Here is a 23719-nt window from a genome sequence, read left to right on the forward strand (position 1 = left end):
CTAAATTAAAACGAAAACCCAACTTACGACTGGTTTCTCAACTGGAAACGCTCCAATTTCGAAGAATAATTTTAACTCGTCGTCAGACGCTACCATTTCGAATTGGCATTACTGGAAAGTATTTTAAGAATTTATGGGGTTGGTTGACATTTAACAACGAATTCCTTGTTTTTTATAAACATAAAAAAATAAGCCATAAATAGGATGCGACACGCAGAGAATGCGTCTAACAGCAATGCGCACCTTGCCTAGAGACTGACCGTGAGGTTTTGTTTTATAATCCTAGGCCCGTAATGCAGTGAAATAAGTATCGTTTGATGACCTTTATTAAAGAAGAATTACGTCATCATGAAACGGATGTTAATCAATGCGACTCAATCTGAAGAGTTGCGCGTTGCCCTTGTTGATGGGCAACAACTGTATGATTTGGATATTGAAAGCCCAGGTCATGAACAAAAGAAAGCCAATATTTACAAAGGCACAATCACACGAGTAGAACCGTCTCTTGAAGCGGCTTTCGTTGATTATGGTGCTGACCGTCATGGCTTCTTACCCCTTAAAGAAATTGCTCGTGAATACTTTCCTAAAGGTTATTCTTTCCAAGGCCGTCCTAACATTAAGGAAGTGGTTAAAGAAGGTCAGGAAGTCATCATTCAAATTGATAAAGAAGAGCGCGGCAATAAAGGCGCCGCACTGACTACCTTTATCAGTCTTGCAGGTTCTTACCTTGTATTAATGCCAAACAACCCTCGTGCTGGCGGTATTTCACGTCGTATCGAAGGTGATGAGCGTACCGAGCTTAAAGCTGCACTAGCAGAGCTTGAAGTACCACAAGGCATGGGTCTAATTGTACGCACCGCTGGTGTAGGCAAAGATCCAGCTGAACTAAAGTGGGACTTAAAAGTACTTCAGCACCACTGGGCGGCAATCAAAGAAGCTGCAGAGAGTGCGCCAGCACCGTTCTTAATCCATCAAGAAAGTAACGTTATCGTTCGCGCGATCCGTGACTACTTACGCCGTGATGTTGGCGAAATCTTGATCGACCACCCGCGTATTTATGAGCAGGCAAAAGAGCACGTATCTCTTGTTCGCCCTGACTTTGTAGAGCGTATTAAGCGTTACGATGCTGAAGTTCCACTGTTTACGCATTACCAGATTGAAACTCAAATCGAGTCTGCATTCCAACGTGAAGTACGTCTACCATCTGGTGGTTCGATTGTTATCGACCCAACAGAGGCTCTAACCTCTATCGATATTAACTCTGCTCGCGCAACTAAAGGCGGCGACATCGAAGAGACAGCACTTAATACTAACTTAGAAGCGGCTGATGAAATTGCACGTCAATTACGTCTACGTGACTTAGGTGGTTTAGTTGTTATCGACTTCATCGATATGACACCAGTACGTCATCAACGTGAAGTTGAAAAGCGTATGCAAGATGCGGTACATCACGATAGAGCACGTGTACAGTTAGGCCGAATTTCACGTTTTGGTTTAATGGAAATGTCACGTCAACGTCTGCGTCCTTCATTAGAAGAGTCTGCAGCGCACCTATGTCCACGCTGTCATGGACAAGGTACTATCCGTGGTACAGAATCTTTAGCGCTATCAATTCTTCGTCTAATGGAAGAAGAAGCAATTAAAGAGAACACATCGCAAATTGAAGCGGTTGTTCCAGTTGATGTTGCAGCGTTCCTATTGAACGAAAAGCGTAAAGCGATCCGTATTACCGAAAAGCGCCATAACGTTGAAGTGTATGTCATTCCAGATCCAAACATGACAACCCCTGATTACCGCGTAGTTCGCCATCGTAAAGATGACGAGATCAGCGAATCTAGCTACAAGCTACTTGAAAAAGAAGAAGCTAAGCTATACGAGCCTCGTAAACTTGAACGAGCTGCGGCGCCTCAACCAGCATTAAAAGGTTTCTCTACACCAAAGAAAATTGAAGTAGAAGAAACTAAGCCTGTGGCAGCACCTAAGAAAGAAGAAGCACCTGGTTTCTTCGCTAAGATTGCCGCTGCTATTAGCTCACTATTTGGCGCTAAAGAAGAGCCAAAGACTGAGCCTAAGAAGCAAGATAAAGACAGCCGTAATCAAGGTCGTAATAATAATCGCCGTAATAGCAATCGTCGTAACGATCCTCGCCGTAACCGTAACGACAATCGCAGCGACAATCGTAATGATGCTGAGCCATCTAAAGATAAGAGAACGAAAAACAGTCGTAATGAAAATTCTGACACGCGTTCAACATCTGAAGAGACAACCAAACGTCAACCTCGTAACGACAAGCCGCGCAAAGAGACGAAAGTTGAAGCTCCAGCTATCGAGCAGCCTAAGCAAGAAGCTGCACGTGAACGTCGCCAGCGTCGTAACATGCGTCGTAAAGTACGTGTAAACAACGAGCAACAAGAAGAAACTAAAGTAGAGGTCGCGTTAACTGAAGCGCCAGTGCAAGCTAAAACATCAAATGATGATAAGCCTGCGCGTCCAAAGCGTCAGCCACGTAAGCCAAAAGCAAAAGTTGAAACTGTTGACACTGCTGAACAAACAGATGCGATAACAAACGTTGAAGCCCCTGTAGCGGTAGAGACTCAGGTTGAAACATCAACAGCTGTCGAAGTTAAAACTGACACACAAGTAGAAGCTGTCGAATCAAAAGTTGAAATGACTGATGAGACTCACTCTGCAGAAGAAAATGGTCGTGAGCCTCGTGAAGGTCAGCGTAGAAGTCGTCGTAGCCCACGTCACTTACGTGCAGCGGGACAGCGTCGTCGTCGTGACGAAGATTCTCAGCATAATGAAGATGGTTCATCTGTTCCTGTTTTCGTTCCTAACGATGTTGAAAACGCAGCAGCAACGACTCAAGCACCGGTTATAGTGGTTGAAGAGACAACAATAGAGCCAATACAAGTTGAAGCTCCTGTGGTTACAGCACCAGTTGCAGCACCTACTGAAGTTAAAGCCCAAGCGCCAGTGGTCACAGCACCAGTTGAAGCGCCTACTGAAGTTAAAGCTCAAGCACCTGTGGTCACGGCACCAGTTGAAGCGCCGGTTGAAGCTCCTGTTGAAGTTAAAACTGAAGCGCCAGTAGTTACTGCGCCGGTTGAAGCTCCTGTTGAAGTTAAAACTGAAGCGCCAGTGGTTGAAGCTGCTCCTGAAGTTAAAACTGAAGCGCCAGTGGTTGAAGCTGCTCCTGAAGTTAAAGCCCAAGCGCCAGTGGTCACAACAGCTGTTGAACCGAAAGCTGAAGCTAAACTAGGCGCGTCAGCCCCTATGGCTAAGCCTGCTGCAATTAAGCCTACCCAGCAAACAGTGGTAGATACGCCAATTGCTGAAAAAGCGCCTGCTGTAGAGGCTACTGTTGAAGTTAAGCCTGTAGCCAAAGCTGCTAGCCGTTTTGGTTCTATGGTAATGTCAGACACAACTAAGCCAACAGTTGAAAGCAGAGAAAATATTGCGACCCCTACAGGACGCCAATATGAAACTATTGACTCTGGTGACACTGCAAAACCAAGAACTGCAAACAGTGCTAATTCAGAAACTGTTCGCACGTAACCTGAGTTAATCAGTTTGCCAAAAAGCCATGCAGCAATGCATGGCTTTTTTATATTCAAGCTGCGGTAATTTTGTTAGTATTCGCGGCCAATACCCCTAACTATTTCAACAACTTTCCAACAGAGGTTAAATGTTCGATCTTATTCGTCACAAAACTGCCAGTCATAGAGCAGATTTATTATCAGGACTCACCGTAGCCTTAGCTTTGGTTCCTGAAGCTGTTGCATTTGCATTCGTCGCTGGTGTTGAGCCAATGGTTGGTTTGTATGCAGCATTTATTATGGGACTTATCACTGCATTGATTGGTGGCCGCCCAGGTATGATCTCTGGCGCCACTGGCGCCATGGCGGTCGTGATGGTTGCGCTTGTTGCTGAACATGGAGTTCAATACTTATTTGCCGCAGTAGTACTTGCAGGCCTTATTCAAGTTTCAGCCGGTATCTTCAAACTCGGTAAATTTATCCGTATCGTTCCCTACCCTGTAATGATAGGTTTTGTGAACGGTTTAGCGATTGTTATCTTCCTTGCTCAGTTAGGTCAATTTCAAACACCCGACGCAAATGGTGTGATGACTTGGTTACCGCAAAACCAACTATTACTCATGTTAGGCCTAGTCGCACTAACCATGGCGATTATCCAGTTCTTACCTAAAATCACGACAGCGATCCCCTCTTCGCTAGCTGCGATTTTGACGGTAACATTGCTCGTTACCTTCTTGAATTTAGATACTCGAACCGTTCTCGACTTCCTTAAATCAATGAGCGGTAATGACAACGCAACGATTGCAGGTAGCTTACCGACCTTCTCTATTCCAGCTGTCGAGTTTACGCTAGAAACCTTATACATCATTTTACCTTACTCACTTATTCTTGCTGCTGTAGGTCTAATCGAATCATTACTAACGCTTACCGTTATTGATGAGATGACAGGCACTCGTGGCCGTGGAAACAAAGAGTGTATTGGTCAAGGTGTCGGTAACATCACGAGTGGCTTCTTTGGTGCCATGGGTGGTTGTGCCATGATTGGCCAATCGATGATCAATATTAACTCTGGCGGCCGTGGGCGCTTATCCGGCATTACTGCAGCAGTGGCTCTACTTGCTTTCATTTTGTTCGGCTCAGCACTTATCGAAATGATCCCGCTAGCAGCCCTCGTCGGTGTGATGTTTATGGTGGTCTTAGGTACATTTGAATGGGCTAGCTTTAAAGTGATGCGCAAAGTACCAAAACATGACGCATTTGTTATTATTCTAGTGACAATTGTCACCGTATTTACCGATTTAGCTTTCGCTGTATTTGTGGGTGTTATCGTGTCTGCACTGGTGTTCGCTTGGGAACATGCTAAACACATTAATGTTGAAGTGAGCGAAGATCAAAATGGCTGGAAAGTCTATAAGCTTAACGGTCCACTCTTCTTTGGCTCAGTGGCAGAATTTTTGGAGTTATTCCACGCTAAAACGGATCCTCAAGATGTGATTGTCGATTTCCAAAACTCGCGCGTGTGCGATCACTCAGCCCTAGATGCTATCGATACGTTAGCAGAGCGATATGTGAGCGCAGGTAAACGTTTACATTTACGTCATTTAAGCAATGACTGTAAAGAATTACTCGCGAAGGCCGGTGATCTCGTTGAAGTCAATCTAATTGAAGATCCACATTATAAAGTTGCTGACGATAAGCTTGACTCATAAGCGCTAGCTATCGACGACGATTAACGAAAAAGACAGGCAATGCCTGTCTTTTTTATTTTCTAACCCGGTATAAGTCACTTAAGCTTGTCTGCAAACAGTGCTTTGACTTTATCCACCTTAGGTTTTATGACCATCTGGCAATATGGCTGCTCACCATGTAATTCAAAGTAATCGTTGTGATAATTTTCAGCAGCGAAAAAGCCTGTGTAAGCGACCACTTGAGTCACAATTGGATTTGGCCATGCAGCAACTCTGGTTAAGTCTTCAATCATATTATTAGCCAGCTCGGCTTGCAGTTCATTATGAATAAAGATCACCGAACGATACTGAGGACCAACATCGTTGCCTTGTTGATTTAAGCTTGTGGGATCATGACTGACCCAAAACACCTCAAGCAAACTTTCAAAACTCACCTCGTTTGGATCAAACTCTATTTGTACAACTTCAGCATGAGCAGTGTTACCGCTACAAACCGCTTTATAGTTAGCATCATGCCCATCGCCTCCAGCGTAACCAGAAGTGACCGTTTTAACGCCTTTAATGGCTGAAAATACCGCCTCAATACACCAGAAACAACCTCCTCCCAACGTAGCAAGTTGTAACTCAGGCTTAGTTATGGGCGAGTTATCGATTGATTTGAACGTCATTGAAACTGAATTAACACAATGCCTGATATTCTTTGGCGTGAGTAACTCCCCCTCAAACACATGCCCTAAATGAGCATCACACTCAGCACAAACGATTTCGACTCGCATTCCATCCGCATCGATATTACGTTTAACCGCCCCATCTATTTCGTCATCAAAAGCAGGCCAACCACAGTGGGCGTTAAACTTACTCTCAGAGCGATATAAAGGTGCATCACATCTTTTACAGCAATAGGTCCCTTGAGCTGTGTGTTGATTATATTCACCACTAAATGGCCTTTCAGTGCCTTTATCTTCAATTACATGCTTTTCGAACTCTGCTAGTTTTCTCATTTTACACTCTCTAATCCGCTCAACTATCGACTTTCGCTCAATGCATCACTGAGGTTTATGTCCAACTGGCTTTAAACGTTACCCCTCATGCCCGTTATTAGACCCTATACGCGCACAAAGGCTTTCAAGATGACTTTAATTCTAACGTTTATTGAGAGGCTTGACCCCTAGTCGAGCTATTTTTCTATCCTTAAAGTTTCCATACAGCGTAAATTGTTACTTGCCGCCAGTGCAGTGCTTATACAGGAAAAGTATTCAACATTTTTTAATTATTATGAACAAAGAGTGTTAAGCCATAACTAACTCAATATTAATCAATTATCCCAGTATAATTCGACACTATTCGTTAGCCTAAACAATCATCAGTGTGATCGACATCACTTAGGTTTGCGTCGACCGTTTACCCTAGTTAAACTCGGATTGGGTTTAATAATAAAAAGAATCAAGATGACATTAAAAACAATCGATTACCGCGCAAACGACGCGGCAGAACAATTTGTATCTTCACTACGAGAAACCGGGTTTGGGGTATTAACCAACCACCCTATTGATAAAGAATTAGTGGAGAATATTTACCAAGAGTGGCACGCATTTTTTAATACAGAAGAGAAAAAAGCATATCTGTTTAAGCCTGAAACACAAGATGGATTCTTTCCGGCTGAGATCTCCGAAACCGCCAAAGGTCACAGCGTAAAAGATATCAAAGAATATTTTCATATCTACCCTTGGGGGCGGATCCCAGACTCTCTAAAAGAAAATATTCTTAAGTATTACGATAACGCTAATGCGCTAGCCTCTGAGCTATTAGAATGGATAGAACGACATTCTCCTGCCGAAGTGAAACAGAAGTTTTCAATCGCACTACCAAAGATGATTGAAAATAGCCAAAAAACACTGCTGCGAGTACTGCATTACCCACCTATGTCAGGTAATGAGGAACCTGGCGCGATTCGAGCCGCAGCTCATGAAGATATTAATCTAATCACAGTACTACCTGCAGCGAATGAACCCGGCTTACAAGTACAGCTCAAAGATGGTGAATGGGTCGATGTGCCAAGCAACTTTGGCAATTTGATCATTAACATTGGCGACATGCTGCAAGAAGCATCGGGTGGCTACTTTCCATCAACCAGCCATCGAGTGATTAACCCACAGGGCATGGATAAAACAAAATCGCGAATTTCTTTACCGCTATTTTTACATCCCAACCCAGAGGTAAAGCTGTCAGATAAATATACCGCCGACAGTTATTTGATGGAACGTTTACGTGAATTAGGTGTTATTTAGCCGCTTTCGCATTCAATAAGAGCCCAATAAGCGCCTTAGGGCGCTTTTTGTTTGTTAAACTTAAGCGTTACAAGGTAAAATCCTCTTAATTATGTAATTTGATAGTAGAGCGCACACATGGCAATTCAGTGGTATCCAGGACACATGCACAAAGCACGTAAAGAGATCGAAGAGGTTATGCCTCAAGTCGATTTGGTGATAGAAGTGCTTGATGCGAGGATCCCTTACAGTAGTGAAAACCCAATGGTGCAAACGCTGCGTGGTGATAAGCCATGTATCAAACTACTGAATAAATCCGACTTAGCCGATCCAGAGACAACTCAGGCTTGGATTGAATACCTTGAGCAAGAGCAAGGGGTAAGAGCAATGGCAATTACCACATTGCAGGCTGGACAAGTAAAAAAAATCCCCGATTTATGTCGTAAATTTGTACCCGGTCGCGACAAAATCGAAAAAGATATTCGCACCATGATCATGGGGATCCCGAACGTCGGTAAATCTACCATCATCAACACACTTGCTGGCAGAATGATTGCCAAAACAGGTAACGAGCCTGCGGTAACCAAAACCCAGCAACGTATTAACTTACGTAATGGTATTGTACTGTCTGACACACCGGGTATTTTGTGGCCTAAAGTCGATAACGAAAAAAGTAGCTATCGTTTGGCCGTAACCGGCGCGATTAAAGATACCGCGATGGAATATGAAGATGTAGCCATGTTTGCTGCAGAGTATTTTCTTACCGCTTATCCTGAAGCGATTGCAGAACGCTATAAGATCAAGCAGATGCCAGATACTGACATTGAGCTATTAGAGGCAATTGGCCGCAACCGCGGTGCACTGCGTCCAGGTGGAAGAATCGATCTTCACAAAGCCTCAGAAGTGCTACTTCATGATTTCCGTGCAGGCAGAATAGGCCAACTATCACTTGAAACACCTGCAATGGCTGAAATCGAGAAAGCTGAAGTTGCTAAAATGCTCGCAGAGAAAGAAGCGAAAGAAGAAGCAAAACGAGAATTAGAGCGTTTAAAGCGTTCAGGCAAGCGTTTAAGCTAAATCTTAAAACTAAGAAAACTAAGTTTTTTGCTTATCTCACAACCTAGAAAAAGCGCTGTTTAGCGCTTTTTCTGTTTTTACCATCACACCTGCAAATATATCGCGAAAAAAACTTTAACCCATATTCATCTAATCTGAGCTAAACATAAATTAAGAGCTCAATAAATTTCCTTCTTGAATACGCTTCACCAGTTGCTCGCAGCTATTATCAAGCAGTTCAAGGACCAATTCGAAGCCATCACCCGCCCCATAATAGGGATCTGGTACCTCAGTATAAATCACCTCATGAGTAGCAAAATCGCAGAAATCTAAAATGAGGGCAAGCTTAAACTGATGTTGCTGCGGGCATATACGCTTTAAGTCTTGAAGGTTTTGCTCATCTGCCGCTAAGATCAAATCAAAGTCTTCAAAATCATTAACTTCAACCTGTCTTGCTCGCATTCCATCAAAATTCAAACCACGTTTAATTCCCGCAGTAATTGAACGCTCATCCGGATAGTGCCCTTGGTGATAAGCAATCGTGCCCGCAGAATCAACTTTTATATGTAGTCCTGCGGTTGTGGCTTTGTCTCTAAACATCGCCTCTGCCGAAGGAGAACGACAGATGTTGCCCATACATACAAATAGAACAGAGGAAATTAGTTTCATATCAGTACCCAAAATAGTCAGTCGTTAGCAGTCTACGCGCTATAGAGTCATCATAGCCAGCCATAGTTAACCGCGACGAGCATCTAATGGCTTAGCACTAAGATCCCATAAGCAATATGGCTGCATATTGCCAATAAACTCTCGCAATCACCAAACTTTCACTGCCAACAAACTTTCATTGCAACAAATAATCCTTACCAACAAACAATTATTACCAATAAAATATTGATAATAATTCAACGAATCAGCACTACTTCATTGGTTAAGATGGCGGTAGGATAGCGCTAACGTAAATTATTGATTGACCTTGCCACATTAGGATATGAATATGACTCATCCCATTATTACCGATCTTGAAAGTCGTTACACCACAAAACGTTATGATGCATCTAAGCGTATTCCCCAAGTAGATCTTGATGTGATCTATAAAGCAATGAATCTTTCGGCCTCTTCTATCAATTCACAGCCTTGGAAATTTATTGTGATTGAAAGTGATGAAGCCAAGCAACGCATGCATGATTCATTTGCCAACAAGTTTCAATTTAATCAGCCACATATCAAGTCGGCTTCACATATCGTTCTGTTTGCTTACAACCCTCACTATACTCGCGAAGATTATGCAAAGGTTGTCGACAAGGGTATTGCCGATGGCCGTATGGGAGCTGAGGATAGAGAGCAGGCGTTTGGCGCTTATGCTTTCGTAGAACTCAATACGGATGAAGCGGGTAACAATGCTGCTTGGACAAAATCTCAAACTTACTTAGCCCTAGGAAATACATTGCACACCCTTGCTCGCTTAAGAATCGACTCAACCACTATGGAAGGTGTTGATAGTGAATTGATTGGTGAGATCTTTAAAGAGGAGCTTGGCGGCTTTCAGTGTGATGTCGCACTAGCTATGGGCTACCATCATTCAGAAGAAGACTATAATGCAGCGCTGCCAAAATCTCGTTTGGCAATGAAAGATGTTCTGCAAGTTTTATAATACCAATCGATTTTGAGTCATTTAGGCAAGTGAGCTTATGCACTTGTTTGTCTATCTGTACTGTGAAACCAATCTTTGGAGGTTCGGAGCATCTGCCCGAACCTTTCTAAATATTAGTAAAAGCTATTTGCCCTCATAGATGCATGTTTAAAAATAAAGACGCAAACATTAAAGGCTTTAGCCGTAAAAATTAACGTGAAAACATTAACGTAAAAGAGGTGTTCATCCTGACTCACCGGAGTCTTATTCGCTATTATTGAGATTGCCTTTCCCGCAAGAAACTGGCAAATCTTGGCGTGCCTTTTTGGGTTAGCCCAAAATATTTATAAGTCACTTGGCTACCAATCTGAGGTGGATTTCTCCTTTGCTCCAACGTAAAACCAGAACCTAAGTTAAACACTTTTCCCTGAACGTTTTTAACCACTAAAGCCCCAAGCATACCGCTAAATTTCCCTTTACCTGGAGTATGCGCAACGACGAGTGCTTCGGCATCATAAAATGGTTTCAGCTTAACAATGTCTTTACTGCGACCGACTTTATACAAGGCTGTTTTCTTATGTAACATCAAACCTTCACCGTTACCATCAATAATGCTTTGTAACTCACTGTCTAATGTTTGATGAGTGCTTAATGTATATTGCCTTATGACCCCTAAAAATGGACTGATACCTTGTAGTACTTTGCTAGCCCTGTCATATCGTAATTCAAATACATTGGGATCATCCGGTAGATCAAAGACCCAAAAACGTACCTTTGCCCATTCGGCGTCTGCGGCCTTGATTTTTCTAACGGTTGCAGATACCTGCTCGAACGCGCCCCTTTCAATCCATAACTCTCCGTCTAAGGGAAAATCTGGAAAGCCCTCAACAAACCAAGTCGGCAGATTAATCAATCTTCCTGAACGACTGTACATTGCTTTTCCATCCCAATACCCCCTTACACCGTCCAGTTTCTCACTGACCAGGTAATCGGAAATATTGGCTATTTGTTGGGTGCTTTTAGAAGCTAATTGGATTGACGGTTTATCTGTCATATTTAGTGCAACTTCGGCCGAAGCTGCAACAGGATGGGTTACTATAAATAGGAACGCCGTTATTAGGCTAGCGATAAAAAAGAAAAGTCGTATTACGAACATGGTCACTGCTCCTTGCTGCTATTTTTCAACATTCGATTGCACATCCTGTGCACCATGAGTTAAGCCTAGCTCTCTTTTTGGCTCTATGCCATTGGCACCTGCTGGAACAGTTATTTCTATCTTATCAATGCTTGCCCTACCTCTAAGATCACAGCTAAATTAGCTTTTTAACTCAATCAAAAATGGAACATGTTATAATCCTTCAAAATTTGAACTATCAGCCTTAATATATTGCTATCAAGCAACTATCGCGCATGATAAAGCACTATTTTTATCACGATAATGTATGAACGCGATAATGAATACTGTTATGGATACTATTTTGGAATGCTATGAAACCTGCTAATAATCACGGAATAAAACGCGTTATCAGAGCGACTGGATTTTCAATACAAGGCCTACAGCTTGCTTGGAAACACGAGGCGGCATTTAGACAAGAGTTGCTCTTAGCAGCGATAATGCTACCCATAGCATTATTAGTAGACGTGACAACGGTAGAGCGCGTTTTACTCATCCTAGGTTTATTTTTGGTGTTAATCGTTGAACTTCTGAATTCAGCAATCGAAGCCGTAGTAGACAGAATTAGCGATGAACTCCATCCATTAAGCGGTCGAGCAAAAGATATCGCCTCTGCAGCCGTATTTATGAGCTTAGCTTTCTGCGGCCTAACTTGGGCGTTAATCTTGCTGCCTAAACTCTTTTAAACAACTCATGTCATGAGCGCTTAAACTAACGCCTTCTCATTGTGCCGTTTTAATTGAAGGCGTTAGTTAAAGCTAATCCTGTTATTTTTAGCATCACTCCCCGCGCCCCCTTAAATGACATATTTTAGCTGTCAAAATAAGCGTATAACTGGGCAAAGCTAGACTGTTTACTAAAATCTGCAAGTCTTAAATGTTATCAATATTAATCAAAAATGTGTCATTAAGAGTATTGCCTTTCCCTCATCTAAAATCGCTGTAGTACGCAATGTCTAGCCTGTCATGCATGTAAGTAATGACGGTTAACTTGCATTAGATCAAACAAACCATACATTTTCCGAAACAATTTATTCACATCACTATAGATCCTGCTATGCTAGTAGCCGAATAATTAAACATTCGAAAATTAAAACTAATATAAAACTAATAAGAATAAGAACGACGGAGTCACTTTTAATGCTTAAAAGTTTCATCATTCGCAGTGCTACAACATTGGCCTTGGTCGCGAGCCCAATGACCTATGCAGATAACAATACTGTTATCCGTATCGGTGGCTTTTATGCCAATACGGACTCAACCATAGATGTGAACGATCCTCTCCTTGGTAATGCTTTTAAGCTCGATTTTGAATCTGATTTAAAATTAGAAGAATCTCAATTTCTTCCCTTCTTCGAGTTCTCTCACCACTTTAACGACCGTCATACGCTTTATGCAGATTGGAAACAGCTTCATCGTAATGCATTAGTGCAGTCAGTCGAAAAACCATTTCAGTTTACGTGGGATGACACCACTTACGATATCAAGTCTGGCATTTCGCTAGATAGCACCCTTAATATCGATATCATGCGTATTGGTTATGGTTATGATATCTGGCAAGGTCATAACTATGATGTTGGTGTATCTGTAGGCCTACATGCCATGTTTATCAAAACAGCATTTAAAGGCAACATAGGGATCTGCGATGTTGCCACAGAAACACGCTGCCCAGACACTATCGATATTCCCAAAGTGGTTGACGAAAAACTGACAGCTCCACTGCCTGATATTGGTGTTTTCGGCTCTTACGAGTTCTATCCTGGCTTTAAATTCAGTGGTCATGCGCAATACTTTTATATCAAGCTAGATGATCTTAAGGGCGGTTTAGTTGATGTAAGAATGGGGGTTGAAGCCGCAATCAGTGAAAATTGGCATATGACAGCAGCCTTTAACTACTACGAAGTCAACGTTGAATACACCTCAACCTTTACTGATGCGGGTATTAAGATTGCCGATTACAACATCGAGTATAGCTTTATTGGCCCTATGCTTTCGGTAAGTTACCAGTTTTAAGCCAGGTCATTTTTCACTACAAAAAGCACCTTATTACTACAAAAAAGGCACCTCATCGGGCCCTTTTTGCTTATCACTTGGCATTAAACATACAATCGGCACTGATAGCAGACTGCCATTAATGACCTGTATTCACCCCTTTAATGCTTAGTCACTAATGGGGATAAGTTGACTGCTGATTTTTGTTCGCTGTTTTTATGTACGAGTTAAACGTTTTTCAAGTTTTGTATCAGATCAAAACGTAATAGAATGGCCAAATAAAATGCACAATAGCGTTACTTTACATTGGCATATAATTAACCGCGCCAATAATCTATTGTTAATAAGGGACCATAATGGCTAGTCCACTGCTAAAGGAATCGGCATCTAAGCTAAAAAAAGCCATTCCTTTAATGCTTAAATATCAAATTCCAACGACACCGATAAACTATGCGCTATGGTATGCTTATGTTGGTGAAAAAAATGTCAAACTAAATAAGCATTTAGATCAAGTCGTCAGCCACTACAACACCTGTCCGCCAAGTCAAAGTGAACGCCTTTACCAAGAGTTTCTCTCGGATGCCGTCGAACTTGATGTCGTCGATATGCGCCTTAATCTCGATGCTATGGTCACTGAGCTCTCCCAATCGCTTAAAGACACCAACATTGATGCAAACCATTTCAATAGCAAAATTGATAATAATTACAACAAGCTTAATAAAATCGAAAATGATGGCTTTACCATTGAAGAAGTACTATCGGTCGTTAAACATCTTGTTAAAGATTCAAACGAGATCCGCGAAAGTGCCCAGCATTTCACAGCCCAACTAGCCAAAGCACAATCTGAAATAGATGCCTTGAAACTAAAATTAAAGCAATCTGAACATGAGATGCATTTTGACGCCTTAACCAATGTATTAAACCGACGCGCATTTAATCAAGACCTCAAAGGGATTATCGAACAACACCCCCAAGGATTATGCTTAATCATTGCCGATATTGACCATTTTAAAGTGTTTAACGACACCTATGGCCACCAGCTTGGCGACCAAGTGTTAAAAGCCGTGACAAAACGCCTAAGTGAAGCTTGCCAAGATGGCACTAAACTGTATCGATTTGGCGGTGAAGAGTTTGCTTTAATCGTGCCAAAGAGCCAATTAGGCCGAACACGACAACTGGCCGAATCTATGCGTCGAAGCCTAGAAAAGTTGATTTTGAAAGACAAACGAAAAGGCGACACTATCAATAACATCACCGCCTCTTTTGGTGTCGCTCAATGTCAGTTAAACGATACTGATAGCCTGCTAATAGAGCGCGCAGACAAACAGCTTTATGAAGCTAAGCGCTTAGGCCGAAACCGTGTCATGCCAATCTCAGCCTAAGCTGACCTTAGATGCAATAACATTAGGTTCGATTAACTCACACAGGAATAAGTGCCACGAAGAAAAGTAGCGCAAGCTTTTGTGGTGATAGGTTAAGTGGACTAAATAAAATGGACTAAGTGAAGTGGCGCTAAGGTTACAACAACTCCTAGCGCCAGCCTTACTCACGTACTTTTTATCGTTAACAAGGCTCACTCTAATTAACAGGCTCCGCCTTAACAACAAACCGCAGTGGCCCACCAGCAAACTCAACGCCAAATGGATAACAGGTCACCAAGGTTAATATGCTCTGACCATTATCTTCAATCACACTTAGATCAGATTCGTGAGTCACTTGCGCTGTAGCCACACGATAGATACGGCTCTTACCTGATGCGTTTTGTAACTGGATCAACTGGCCGACTTGAATACCATTAAGTCTTGCAAAGTGCGTATCTCTATGACCAGCAATAACGGTGTTACCCTGACTATTAACGCTCGCCGACGATAACATTTGTGCAGGACCAAAAGCCAAGTTTCGGCCCGATGCCCCCGCTAGTACGTATAGACTGTCATGGTTATTAATATTGTTGTTTTTGCCCGACTCAACAAAATCCTTGCTTAAGTGAGTCGTAACCGGAAAAAAGTCGAGTTTGGCAACTGGATGCGTATCGGCCCATGACCAAGGTTTATGCGGCTTTTGGTCTGCAAGTGTTTTCTGCCAAGCCTGCTGAATAAGAAATTGGGCAAAATGTGCTTTAGCTTGCATATATCCACCTTGTATTACTAAAACGGCTCCCGCGACCAATAACAACCACGGCGCATACCGATGAAATCGTCTAATAAGGCGTTTATCACACCTTGCATCAGCATTAAAATTATTGCCTTGCTCAGTAATACTACTCATAGTCAGATCCACTGGTGTCCGTACGCCTAAACGATAAACGATATAGAGCCGCTAGCAGCAACAGAGTCGAGCCAAAAATCATCAACACAACACTATTTGTTCCGGTTTGCGGAAGCGTATGTGATAGCTTTTGCCATCCGCTTGGCAGATGCTGCATCACCCTCGCCTCCTTTGCTTCAATACTGGCAGGTTTTATTGGCGAGACATCCACTGCGACTAAGCTAGTGTAAGCGCTCATAATATGAAAATTCATCGCTATGGCCTCGATCTGCTTTTCAATCCTCTCTTTATTCGCAGCTTGCTTAGTCAGCTCTAGTGCAGCGATCTGTTTTCTTGCCCATATTAAATCTAAACCTTTGGCTTGCTCCAAGTTATTAACTTGACTGCCAGTATTAAACTCTAAGCGTCGCTGCCAAAATTGCCCCGCTAATTGCCCTTGGATCAGTAAGTCATTACTGACAAAGCTTGGAATTCTTACAGCGACCAAGATAGGCTCGTGAGCATAAAGATCAGGAATACGTACAGGCCAATAGTCAGGGACACTGCCATCGCTAAAACGAAGATCAACATCGGTGACTTGAGGCTGCTCTATTTTCTCCAATAGCGACACCACTTTTTGGTTAACCTCATCAAGTTTACCAATGTAGGTATAAGTCCCCCTACCGACTTCAGCAGCTCTTTGCATAAAATGGGCATTAGGCGCTGAGCCAATTCCGATAGTAAATAAACGACTTTCAGCTAATTGATCTTTTATCTGCTCAAATAGCACAGACTCATTAGCAACTGCGCCGTCGGTAATAAATAACACCTGACGTAATGACGCCGCGGCGTTTTGCTCATCTCTTTCATGGACACTATTATTACCAAGACGAGTTAATGCAGCATCGAGCGCTAATGACATTTCAGTGCCGCCATCGGCGTGTAGTGCATTGATATAACCTTGTGCTCGAGCAAGATTGATAGCCGTTGCTGGCATTGCATACTTAGACCACTGCTCAACAGTTGAGTTGAACTGCAAAATATTGAAGCTATCTTGGGGCTTTAATCCCGCTAACGCATGCTTAAGCGCCGATTTAGCCTGAATGATGGCATCTCCTGACATCGAACCTGATGTATCGATAACCAAGATCAGTTCACGTGAAATCGACGATGACTCAGTTACGCTACCTTGAGGTGGCATTAACATCACCAAAGCATATTTTTCTAACGCCTTTTTTGAGTCAGTTCGTTGGTTGTGACTATGCTGCTCTAGCTCTAACTGTGGCAGTGGCTGTAGTTGTGACTGTGACTGAGGTTGATACTTTGGCTTACTTCTAGAGACTCCCTGATTAAACTGACTATCGCCTTGCACAACTTGTGAGGCTAACGCAGCGTGGGTTTTACCTTGTTGAGAAAAAACTACCGCGGTAGGCTCACGGCCTTGTACGGGCTGCCATGTCAGCACAAAATCACGATTAGCAACTGCATTGTTATCTAAGCTCACTTGCGCTGCAGCATCTTCGACCATATCGACATTAATAGAATGGTAGGGGCTGTCGATGTTTTCTATTGCCATTGCGGCGTCAAACTTTACAGTTATCGAAACTAAGTTTTGAGTGATGGTTTGTTCCGTGTTTGTTTGCTCTCGGCCCGCTTGTTCTTTAGCATTAGTCCACTTGAATGCAGCGACTTGTTGATGTAACTCATCACGTTGCTTGTCGCTATGCCCACTTTGTTTCGGCGTATATCTTGGCGCTATCGCCATCGGAAAACGTAGACTAAACAAACCATCTTTATAGTCTAAGGTTTCTTGATAAGTGAGCTCCACAATCAACACTTCATTTGGCGCTAAATTTGCCACCTGAGCACTAAAGATATTGGCACGTTTTTGCTCAAGTAAACTGGTTTTTTTACCTTCAGCCTTTGCTTGTTCATAAATGGCTTTAGCCTTAGCTTTAGGCTGGATCTGTCCTTCTATCTCCCTATCGCCAATATGTAGCTTAAGCTGGTCAACCGCCGCTTCATTAGGTAAAGGAAATAGATACTGACCATTAACCCACTCTGTCGACGTGTTTTTAAATTCATGGCGTACAGAAACTCGGTTCACCCAGCCTGATATATGCATACTGATGTCGGTTTTCATTGGTAGCGCAATCGCGACCTGCCCTTGTGCGCTTTCAAATATCAAACTACCTTGCGTAATGCTATCTAAAGAAACTGGTTCCGTTGACGCTAATGCCATCGCACTTTGCGGCACGAATACACTAAGTAATAATAACCCCTGCAATAATACCCCTTGCAGTAATCGAGCTTGCAGCGATCCTATCGATGCCCCAATTGCGACTCTCTTTGCCATAAGCGCCTCAAAAATAGAGCCTCCTTGGCGATGACTCTGCTTAGCGATAGGCTCTAAAACATTCGCAAATCCACGCTTTAATATATACGCAGTCATCTGTTACTCCTTTTGACTGTTTACCCCAAAGATGCGATGAGGCAGACTCTGTGGCACCGAAAACCTGTCTAAAACATTCAACTAAACAGGTCACTTTCGGTTAAATTGGCAGTTAAATTTACGGTTACATGACTGGGGGTTAATTAGCCGCTAAAGCGCTGTCTTGATTTTGCAACTTCAATGTCACGCGACGGTCAAAAAAGTCATTCTCAAAGCTTTGCTCTGCCATCAAAGGAGAAGAGTCACCATAGGCTTGGTTATGCAAACGCGCCTCGGTAACGCCTTGCTCTATAAGATAGCTTTTGACTTCTGCTACACGTTGTTCTGACAAGGCTTGGTTATAATCACCATCACCACGGCGGTCAGCGTACCCCGTCAAGTCCAATGTCAATTCAGGTGAGAGTGACATCGCAAAAGCAATATCATTTAGCTGATTTTGAAAGTGAGGCTCAATCGTTGATGAACCCGTTTTAAACTGTACATTCAGTCCCAGTGCCAATTCAGTTAACTTCTGCTCTTGCGCCATTTTTAAACTGGTAAGCTGTTGCTGCGCTTGCTCATACTGATCTGAAAGTTCAACCAATGATTGGTTTTGCTGGTTTAGTACAATAAGCTCCAGCTCTTTTTCATCAAGCATGGCTTGCTGTGTTTGCAACGCATCATCATCGCCCACTGATTTACCCACCAAGGTGCCAGTAAAGGCGCCGATAATGGCTCCGACGGGCCCACCCACCACAGCCCCAAGCACAATGCCTGAAGTTAACCCGATGAGTTCTTCGTTATTGCTACGCTGAGTGTCTACAACCTGCTGTGCTGATGCTTGAGTTGAAAATACTAACGCGCTAATGACGAGTGTTGAGATAAGTTGTTTTTTCATATTATTCCCCTTGGGATAGTAATTTTTAAACTAAATTCAAATTAGCTAATAAAGCTTGCCGTTTTAAAGTTGTTAACTGCGCTTTATTCGATAGGGCTATTAAACCCTACCTAAATGGCTTTTAAGGGGAGTAAAAGTGGCGTTTTGAGGTTCAATTGTGGCAACAAAATGGCAATCACGGTTCACGTCTTCAAACAGAGATATTTTCCTGTATAGTCACAATCAATTAGACAGTTAAGGCCCTCATTAAGACGTTATGAAACGAATTGCCATAGTAGAAGATGAAGCTGCAATTAGAGAAAACTACAAAGAGGTTTTGCAGCAACAAGGTTATTGTGTACAAGCTTATGCCAACCGCCCACAAGCTATGTTGGCATTTAACACGCGCCTACCCGATCTTGCCATTATCGATATTGGCCTTGAAAATGAAATCGATGGCGGTTTTACTCTATGCCAATCATTAAGAGCCATGTCGAGTACCTTGCCGATTATTTTCTTGACCGCACGTGACAGTGATTTCGATACCGTATGCGGTCTGCGACTGGGGGCCGACGATTATTTAAGTAAAGATGTCAGTTTCCCACATCTAATAGCCAGATTAGCTGCGCTGTTTAGACGCTCAGATCTAAAAAATGCGAGTAACGATGAAAGTCATATCGTTGAACATGGTTTGCTGACAATCGATGTGAATCGCATGCAGGTATTTTGGAACTCAATACAGATTGAGCTTACCGTAACCGAATTTTGGATGGTGCATGCGCTCGCAAAGCGCCCAGGACATGTACGCCAGCGCCAAGAGTTGATGCAAGAGGCCAAAATATTCGTCGATGATTCGACGATTACTTCCCATGTAAAACGGATTAGAAAGAAGTTTATTGCCCAGGACCCTAACTTTGATTGTATCGATACCGTGTATGGCATGGGTTATCGCTGGGATTCCCACAATTAACCTTGAGCATTAGCATTGAGCATCGAAACTTGATGCTAAGCGAACCCTCGCTTGTGGAATGTCGTCCGCTGATAAATTAGTTCATCAATCGAGTCATTTTTGGTCATGGTCAAGTAGTTTTAGGTCATTGCCTGATCATTTAGGTCATAGTCAGGTCATTGTTGATGGCCATCATTTAGGTAGTTGTTACGCCATGTTTAATTTGCCAATAGGGCTGCGAAGTAAAGTCGCAGTATTGTCTTTATTCTTACTCTGCCTGCCGTGGCTAGGTTATCAGTACGTGTGGGAGATGGAGAAATATCTGCGTCACGGCCAAGAAAAAACCTTAGAAGGCACTACTCAGGCACTGGCAACCGCACTGCACGAAAGACCTAAGCTATTTGATAGCCAAGCGAGCTTTTTAACACAGGTTGAAAAAGGGCGCGATCTATACGCTTATCCACTTTCAGGGCCTATTCAACTAGACGGTAAATTGTCAGATTGGAGTAGCTACCGCCATCGTGCACTTAATTACGCGGCTGATTATCAGGTTTATAAACGTGACGAAGGCCAGCCGTTAAACCTCAGCTTTACCCATATGGTGGGTAAATATGCCGGCTACCTGTACGCCTTTTTCGAAGTTCGCGATCCACACGTGATCTACCGTGGAAAAAATAGCCTTAGCATAGACAATAACGATCATATCGCCATCGCCACACTCGCACCGGATGGCAAATTTCGACGCTATATTGTCGCCACCACACAAGATGGTTGGATAAGTGCCTTCGAACTGCCAGAAAATCCCAACCTGTCTACCCCTGTAACGCCTGAAGTTAAAATTCAAGGAAAGTGGACCAAGAGTAAGCAAGGTTACAATGTCGAGCTTAGGATCCCGCTTAATATGGTTGGCAGTAAACTGGGCTTTGCTGTTTATGACGTAAACGATAAAAAAAGCCGCGTATTAGATGCCATAGTTGGCACCTCTGCAATTGATGATGTAAGCAAGTTGGGGACCGTACTTGTCCCCTCACCTGAAATCGAAAGTATTATTAAAGGCATGAGCCATAATAGTTCGCGGATCTGGGTGGTCGACAAACACGGCCGCGTATTAGCAAAATCGGGCGATATTCGTTCAGATAACAGCGTCTGGTCACGGACTAATATCGATAACGATGACAACTCCGGCTGGACGCAGTTTAAACATAAATACTTGCACCCGCTTTACTACAAAATTTTAACCACGCCAGCCAAAGACTTTATTGATTCACTGCAAGACTCAACAGTGTTGCAAGGCAGTCATATCTCTAAAGCCTTAAGCGGCGAGCAAGGTTCCACCTGGCGCTTAACTCCCGACAGCAAAGCGGTTGTGCTCGCTGCTGCTAGTCCTATTTGGATTGATGATAAAGTCATGGGGGTAGTGATTGCCGAAGAAACCACTCATGGTATTCGAACCCTGCGCAACAAAGCCTTAGAGAAGCTGTTTAATGTGATTTTAACCATCATGAGTATGGGCACCTTAGCGCTATTTTTCTTTGCTTCAAACATCTCAAGCCGTATTCGAAAACTGCGCGATGAAGCTGAGCAAGCGATCGACAGCCAAGGGCGAATAAAAAATGAGATTCAGGGTTCTAAAGTTCGCGACGAGATCGGCGATCTATCACGAAGTTTTGCCAGTATCGTTAGCCGATTGAGCCAATACACTCATTATTTAGAGAATATGTCTTCGCGTTTATCTCACGAACTGCGCACCCCTGTCGCCGTGGTGCGCTCGTCGCTTGAGCATCTTGGTTTACAACAGCTTAGCCCTGATAGCCGCAAATATGTTGACCGGGCACAAGAAGGCGTTAACCGTCTCAATATGATCTTAAACAACATGAGCGAAGCCACTCGTTTAGAAGAGAGCTTATCTCATGCCGAAACGACTATTTTTCCGCTCGAAAAAGTCATCAATGGCTGTATGCAAGGCTATCAAATGACCTATCCCCAACAAGCATTTGAGCTCAATATTACCCAGGACAGTATTGCGATGTTAGGAGTGCCGGAGTATATCGCTCAGCTGATGGATAAACTTATCGCTAACGCCTTAGAGTTTAGTCATCCTGATAGCCCAATTAATGTTGCGCTGACACTCAAGCATAAATATGCCGAGCTGAGCGTCAGTAACCAAGGCCCCGCACTACCGGATAATATGGCCGAGCAGATTTTTGAGTCTATGGTGTCTGTGAGAGCACAAAAAGCGCAAGATAAGCCGCATCTAGGTTTAGGCCTTTATATTGCGAGACTTATTTGCCAATTCCATGACGGTAAAATTAACGCCAGTAATACCCAAGATAAGGCCGGGAATATCAGCGGCGTTAAGATCACGATTAAGCTACCAATAAGCAAAGAAAGTCTTTAAAGCAGTTGTAACTATCCCAGTTATGACGACAGAGAAAATAGTGACTGAAAGTTTATACTGAAAGTTTATACTGAAAATAATGACACTTTATTTTAGCCGTTTAGATGTTAAGATGGCTAAAATGATATCGATATTTAAACTGATGGAATTCGCCCGATGAAAAAAGAAACGCAGATAATCAGTCTAGGCCGAGATAAAAAATGGACCCAAGGGGTGATAAACCCGCCTGTTTACCGCGCATCGACTATGGTGTTCGATACTATGGAAGATATGCGTTTTGCTGCAAAAAATAAGGCTAATGGCGCAATGTTCTATGGCCGTCGTGGTGGCCCTACTCACTTTGCGTTTCAAGCGGCGATTGCAGAACTTGAAGGCGGAGTGGGCACAGCACTATATCCATCAGGAAGCGCCGCCATCAGCAATAGCCTGCTGTCATTTTTAAAAGCGGGCGATCACCTGCTTATGGTCGATAGCGCCTATGAGCCCACTCGTGATCTATGTAATAAGCTGCTTGCCGGTTACGGCATCGAAACCACTTATTACGACCCTATGATTGGTGATGGCATAGAAGCCTTAATACAGCCTAATACTAAGGTGCTGTTCTTAGAATCTCCCGGTTCAATCACCATGGAAATACAAGATGTCCCCACTCTGAGCCGTATCGCCCACCAGCACGATATCGTGGTGATGCTCGATAATACCTGGGCATCACCAATAAACTCGCGACCATTTGAGATGGGGGTCGATATTTCGATTCAAGCGGCGACAAAGTATATCGTCGGCCATTCTGATGTGATGATGGGTACTGCTACCGCGAACGACAAACACTGGGAACAGCTACGAGAAAATAGTTACCTTCTGGGCCAATGTACCTCACCAGATGACGTATACCTTGCTAGCCGAGGCCTAAGAACCTTAGGTATTCGCTTAGCCCAGCATGAACAAAATGCATTAAAAGTGGCTAACTGGCTTGCAACCCGCCCAGAAGTGGATCACCTGCGTCACCCCGCTTTTGAGTCATGTCCGGGCCATGAGTTTTTTAAACGCGACTTTAGCGCCTCAAACGGACTGTTTTCGTTTGTATTAAAACAAGGTGATGTTAGGTCTGTTACCGCATTTGTTGAAAATATGCAGCACTTTAAAATGGGCTTTTCTTGGGGCGGTTTTGAAAGCTTAATTTTAGGCGTATTTGGCATCGATAAACTGCGCACTGCAACAAAGTGGGATAGCAGTAAACCACTCATTAGATTGCATATCGGCTTAGAGAACGTCGATGATCTCATTGCCGATCTTGAGGCCGCGCTTGAACGCTATAATCGAGTATTAAACACCTAAGCGAACTCTATTTAGCTTTTAGCAAAATAAGCCGGCCATGTTGTCGGCTTGTTTGCATTTGTCACAGAAAAAGATTCTTTGTTTTAGCTATTAGGTTAAATGCTTTATTATTAACAGCGTAAATGACCAAACCT

Annotated in this window: 17 protein-coding genes; 11 read left to right on the forward strand and 6 right to left on the reverse strand. The window is 43.1% G+C overall.

Going from position 1 to position 23719, the window contains the following annotated elements; translation table 11 throughout:
* The first annotated feature begins 348 nt into the window (after window positions 1-348).
* Window positions 349-3558, forward strand: coding sequence for a ribonuclease E (gene rne, locus ACVBIK_RS09315; RefSeq protein WP_447169529.1), 3210 nt, complete (start codon window positions 349-351; stop codon window positions 3556-3558).
* Window positions 3559-3688: 130 nt separating this feature from the next.
* The gene (locus ACVBIK_RS09320; RefSeq protein WP_447164232.1) at window positions 3689-5248 is read left to right on the forward strand and encodes a SulP family inorganic anion transporter; all 1560 of its coding nucleotides are present in this window, start codon (window positions 3689-3691) and stop codon (window positions 5246-5248) included.
* 74 nt (window positions 5249-5322) lie between these two features.
* Here ACVBIK_RS09320 and ACVBIK_RS09325 read toward each other — a convergent pair whose 3' ends face one another.
* Entirely contained in the window at window positions 5323-6228 is a 906-nt protein-coding gene (locus ACVBIK_RS09325) for a bifunctional methionine sulfoxide reductase B/A protein (protein WP_447169530.1), read from the reverse strand.
* 447 nt (window positions 6229-6675) lie between these two features.
* On the opposite strand from ACVBIK_RS09325, the gene ACVBIK_RS09330 reads away from it, so the two are divergent.
* Both ACVBIK_RS09330 and ylqF read left to right on the forward strand, forming a co-directional pair.
* On the forward strand, window positions 6676-7515 hold the full coding sequence (locus tag ACVBIK_RS09330; RefSeq protein ID WP_447164230.1) for an isopenicillin N synthase family dioxygenase: 840 nt from the start codon (window positions 6676-6678) through the stop codon (window positions 7513-7515).
* Between the two features lie 117 nt (window positions 7516-7632).
* A complete protein-coding gene (ylqF, locus tag ACVBIK_RS09335; protein WP_447159964.1) occupies window positions 7633-8571 on the forward strand; it encodes a ribosome biogenesis GTPase YlqF in 939 nt (312 codons plus the stop codon).
* A 150-nt stretch (window positions 8572-8721) separates the two neighbouring features.
* Here the strand turns inward: ylqF and ACVBIK_RS09340 are convergent, their stop codons facing one another.
* Window positions 8722-9219, reverse strand: a complete 498-nt coding sequence (locus ACVBIK_RS09340; RefSeq protein ID WP_447169531.1) for a low molecular weight protein-tyrosine-phosphatase — start codon at window positions 9217-9219, stop codon at window positions 8722-8724.
* A gap of 328 nt (window positions 9220-9547) precedes the next feature.
* Between ACVBIK_RS09340 and ACVBIK_RS09345 the strand changes: the two genes are divergently transcribed.
* Window positions 9548-10204: a nitroreductase family protein gene (locus tag ACVBIK_RS09345; RefSeq protein WP_447159966.1), complete on the forward strand. Its 657-nt coding sequence runs from the start codon at window positions 9548-9550 to the stop codon at window positions 10202-10204.
* A gap of 253 nt (window positions 10205-10457) precedes the next feature.
* On the opposite strand, the gene ACVBIK_RS09350 is transcribed toward ACVBIK_RS09345, so the two are convergent.
* Window positions 10458-11339 carry a DNA ligase gene (locus ACVBIK_RS09350; RefSeq protein ID WP_447169532.1) on the reverse strand — a complete coding sequence of 294 codons (882 nt, stop codon included), beginning with the start codon at window positions 11337-11339 and terminating at the stop codon, window positions 10458-10460.
* A gap of 332 nt (window positions 11340-11671) precedes the next feature.
* On the opposite strand from ACVBIK_RS09350, the gene ACVBIK_RS09355 reads away from it, so the two are divergent.
* From ACVBIK_RS09355 to ACVBIK_RS09365, 3 genes are all read left to right on the forward strand, one after another.
* On the forward strand, window positions 11672-12043 hold the full coding sequence (locus ACVBIK_RS09355; RefSeq protein ID WP_447159968.1) for a diacylglycerol kinase: 372 nt from the start codon (window positions 11672-11674) through the stop codon (window positions 12041-12043).
* A 453-nt stretch (window positions 12044-12496) separates the two neighbouring features.
* Window positions 12497-13369, forward strand: coding sequence for a hypothetical protein (locus ACVBIK_RS09360; RefSeq protein ID WP_447159969.1), 873 nt, complete (start codon window positions 12497-12499; stop codon window positions 13367-13369).
* 335 nt (window positions 13370-13704) lie between these two features.
* Window positions 13705-14730 (forward strand): GGDEF domain-containing protein, encoded by a 1026-nt coding sequence (locus ACVBIK_RS09365; RefSeq protein WP_447159970.1) that lies wholly within the window; start codon window positions 13705-13707, stop codon window positions 14728-14730.
* Between the two features lie 196 nt (window positions 14731-14926).
* Here the strand turns inward: ACVBIK_RS09365 and ACVBIK_RS09370 are convergent, their stop codons facing one another.
* The 3 genes from ACVBIK_RS09370 to pdsO all read right to left on the reverse strand — a co-directional run bounded on the left by ACVBIK_RS09370 (window position 14927) and on the right by pdsO (window position 18924).
* Window positions 14927-15616, reverse strand: coding sequence for a class GN sortase (locus tag ACVBIK_RS09370; protein ID WP_447159971.1), 690 nt, complete (start codon window positions 15614-15616; stop codon window positions 14927-14929).
* Window positions 15609-18047, reverse strand: coding sequence for a marine proteobacterial sortase target protein (locus ACVBIK_RS09375; RefSeq protein ID WP_447169533.1), 2439 nt, complete (start codon window positions 18045-18047; stop codon window positions 15609-15611). The genes ACVBIK_RS09370 and ACVBIK_RS09375 overlap by 8 nt, the downstream gene beginning before the upstream one ends.
* 139 nt (window positions 18048-18186) lie before the next feature.
* Entirely contained in the window at window positions 18187-18924 is a 738-nt protein-coding gene (gene pdsO, locus ACVBIK_RS09380) for a sortase-associated OmpA-like protein PdsO (protein WP_447169534.1), read from the reverse strand.
* 256 nt (window positions 18925-19180) lie between these two features.
* Between pdsO and pdsR the strand changes: the two genes are divergently transcribed.
* The 3 genes from pdsR (at window position 19181) to ACVBIK_RS09395 (ending at window position 23585) form a co-directional block, all read left to right on the forward strand.
* A complete protein-coding gene (gene pdsR / locus ACVBIK_RS09385) occupies window positions 19181-19873 on the forward strand; it encodes a proteobacterial dedicated sortase system response regulator (protein ID WP_447159974.1) in 693 nt (230 codons plus the stop codon).
* A 193-nt stretch (window positions 19874-20066) separates the two neighbouring features.
* Window positions 20067-22250: a proteobacterial dedicated sortase system histidine kinase gene (gene pdsS / locus ACVBIK_RS09390; protein ID WP_447169551.1), complete on the forward strand. Its 2184-nt coding sequence runs from the start codon at window positions 20067-20069 to the stop codon at window positions 22248-22250.
* Between the two features lie 156 nt (window positions 22251-22406).
* Window positions 22407-23585 (forward strand): cystathionine beta-lyase, encoded by a 1179-nt coding sequence (locus ACVBIK_RS09395; protein WP_447169535.1) that lies wholly within the window; start codon window positions 22407-22409, stop codon window positions 23583-23585.
* The last annotated feature ends 134 nt before the right edge of the window (window positions 23586-23719 follow it).

The organism is Shewanella sp. 125m-1 (assembly GCF_052977065.1).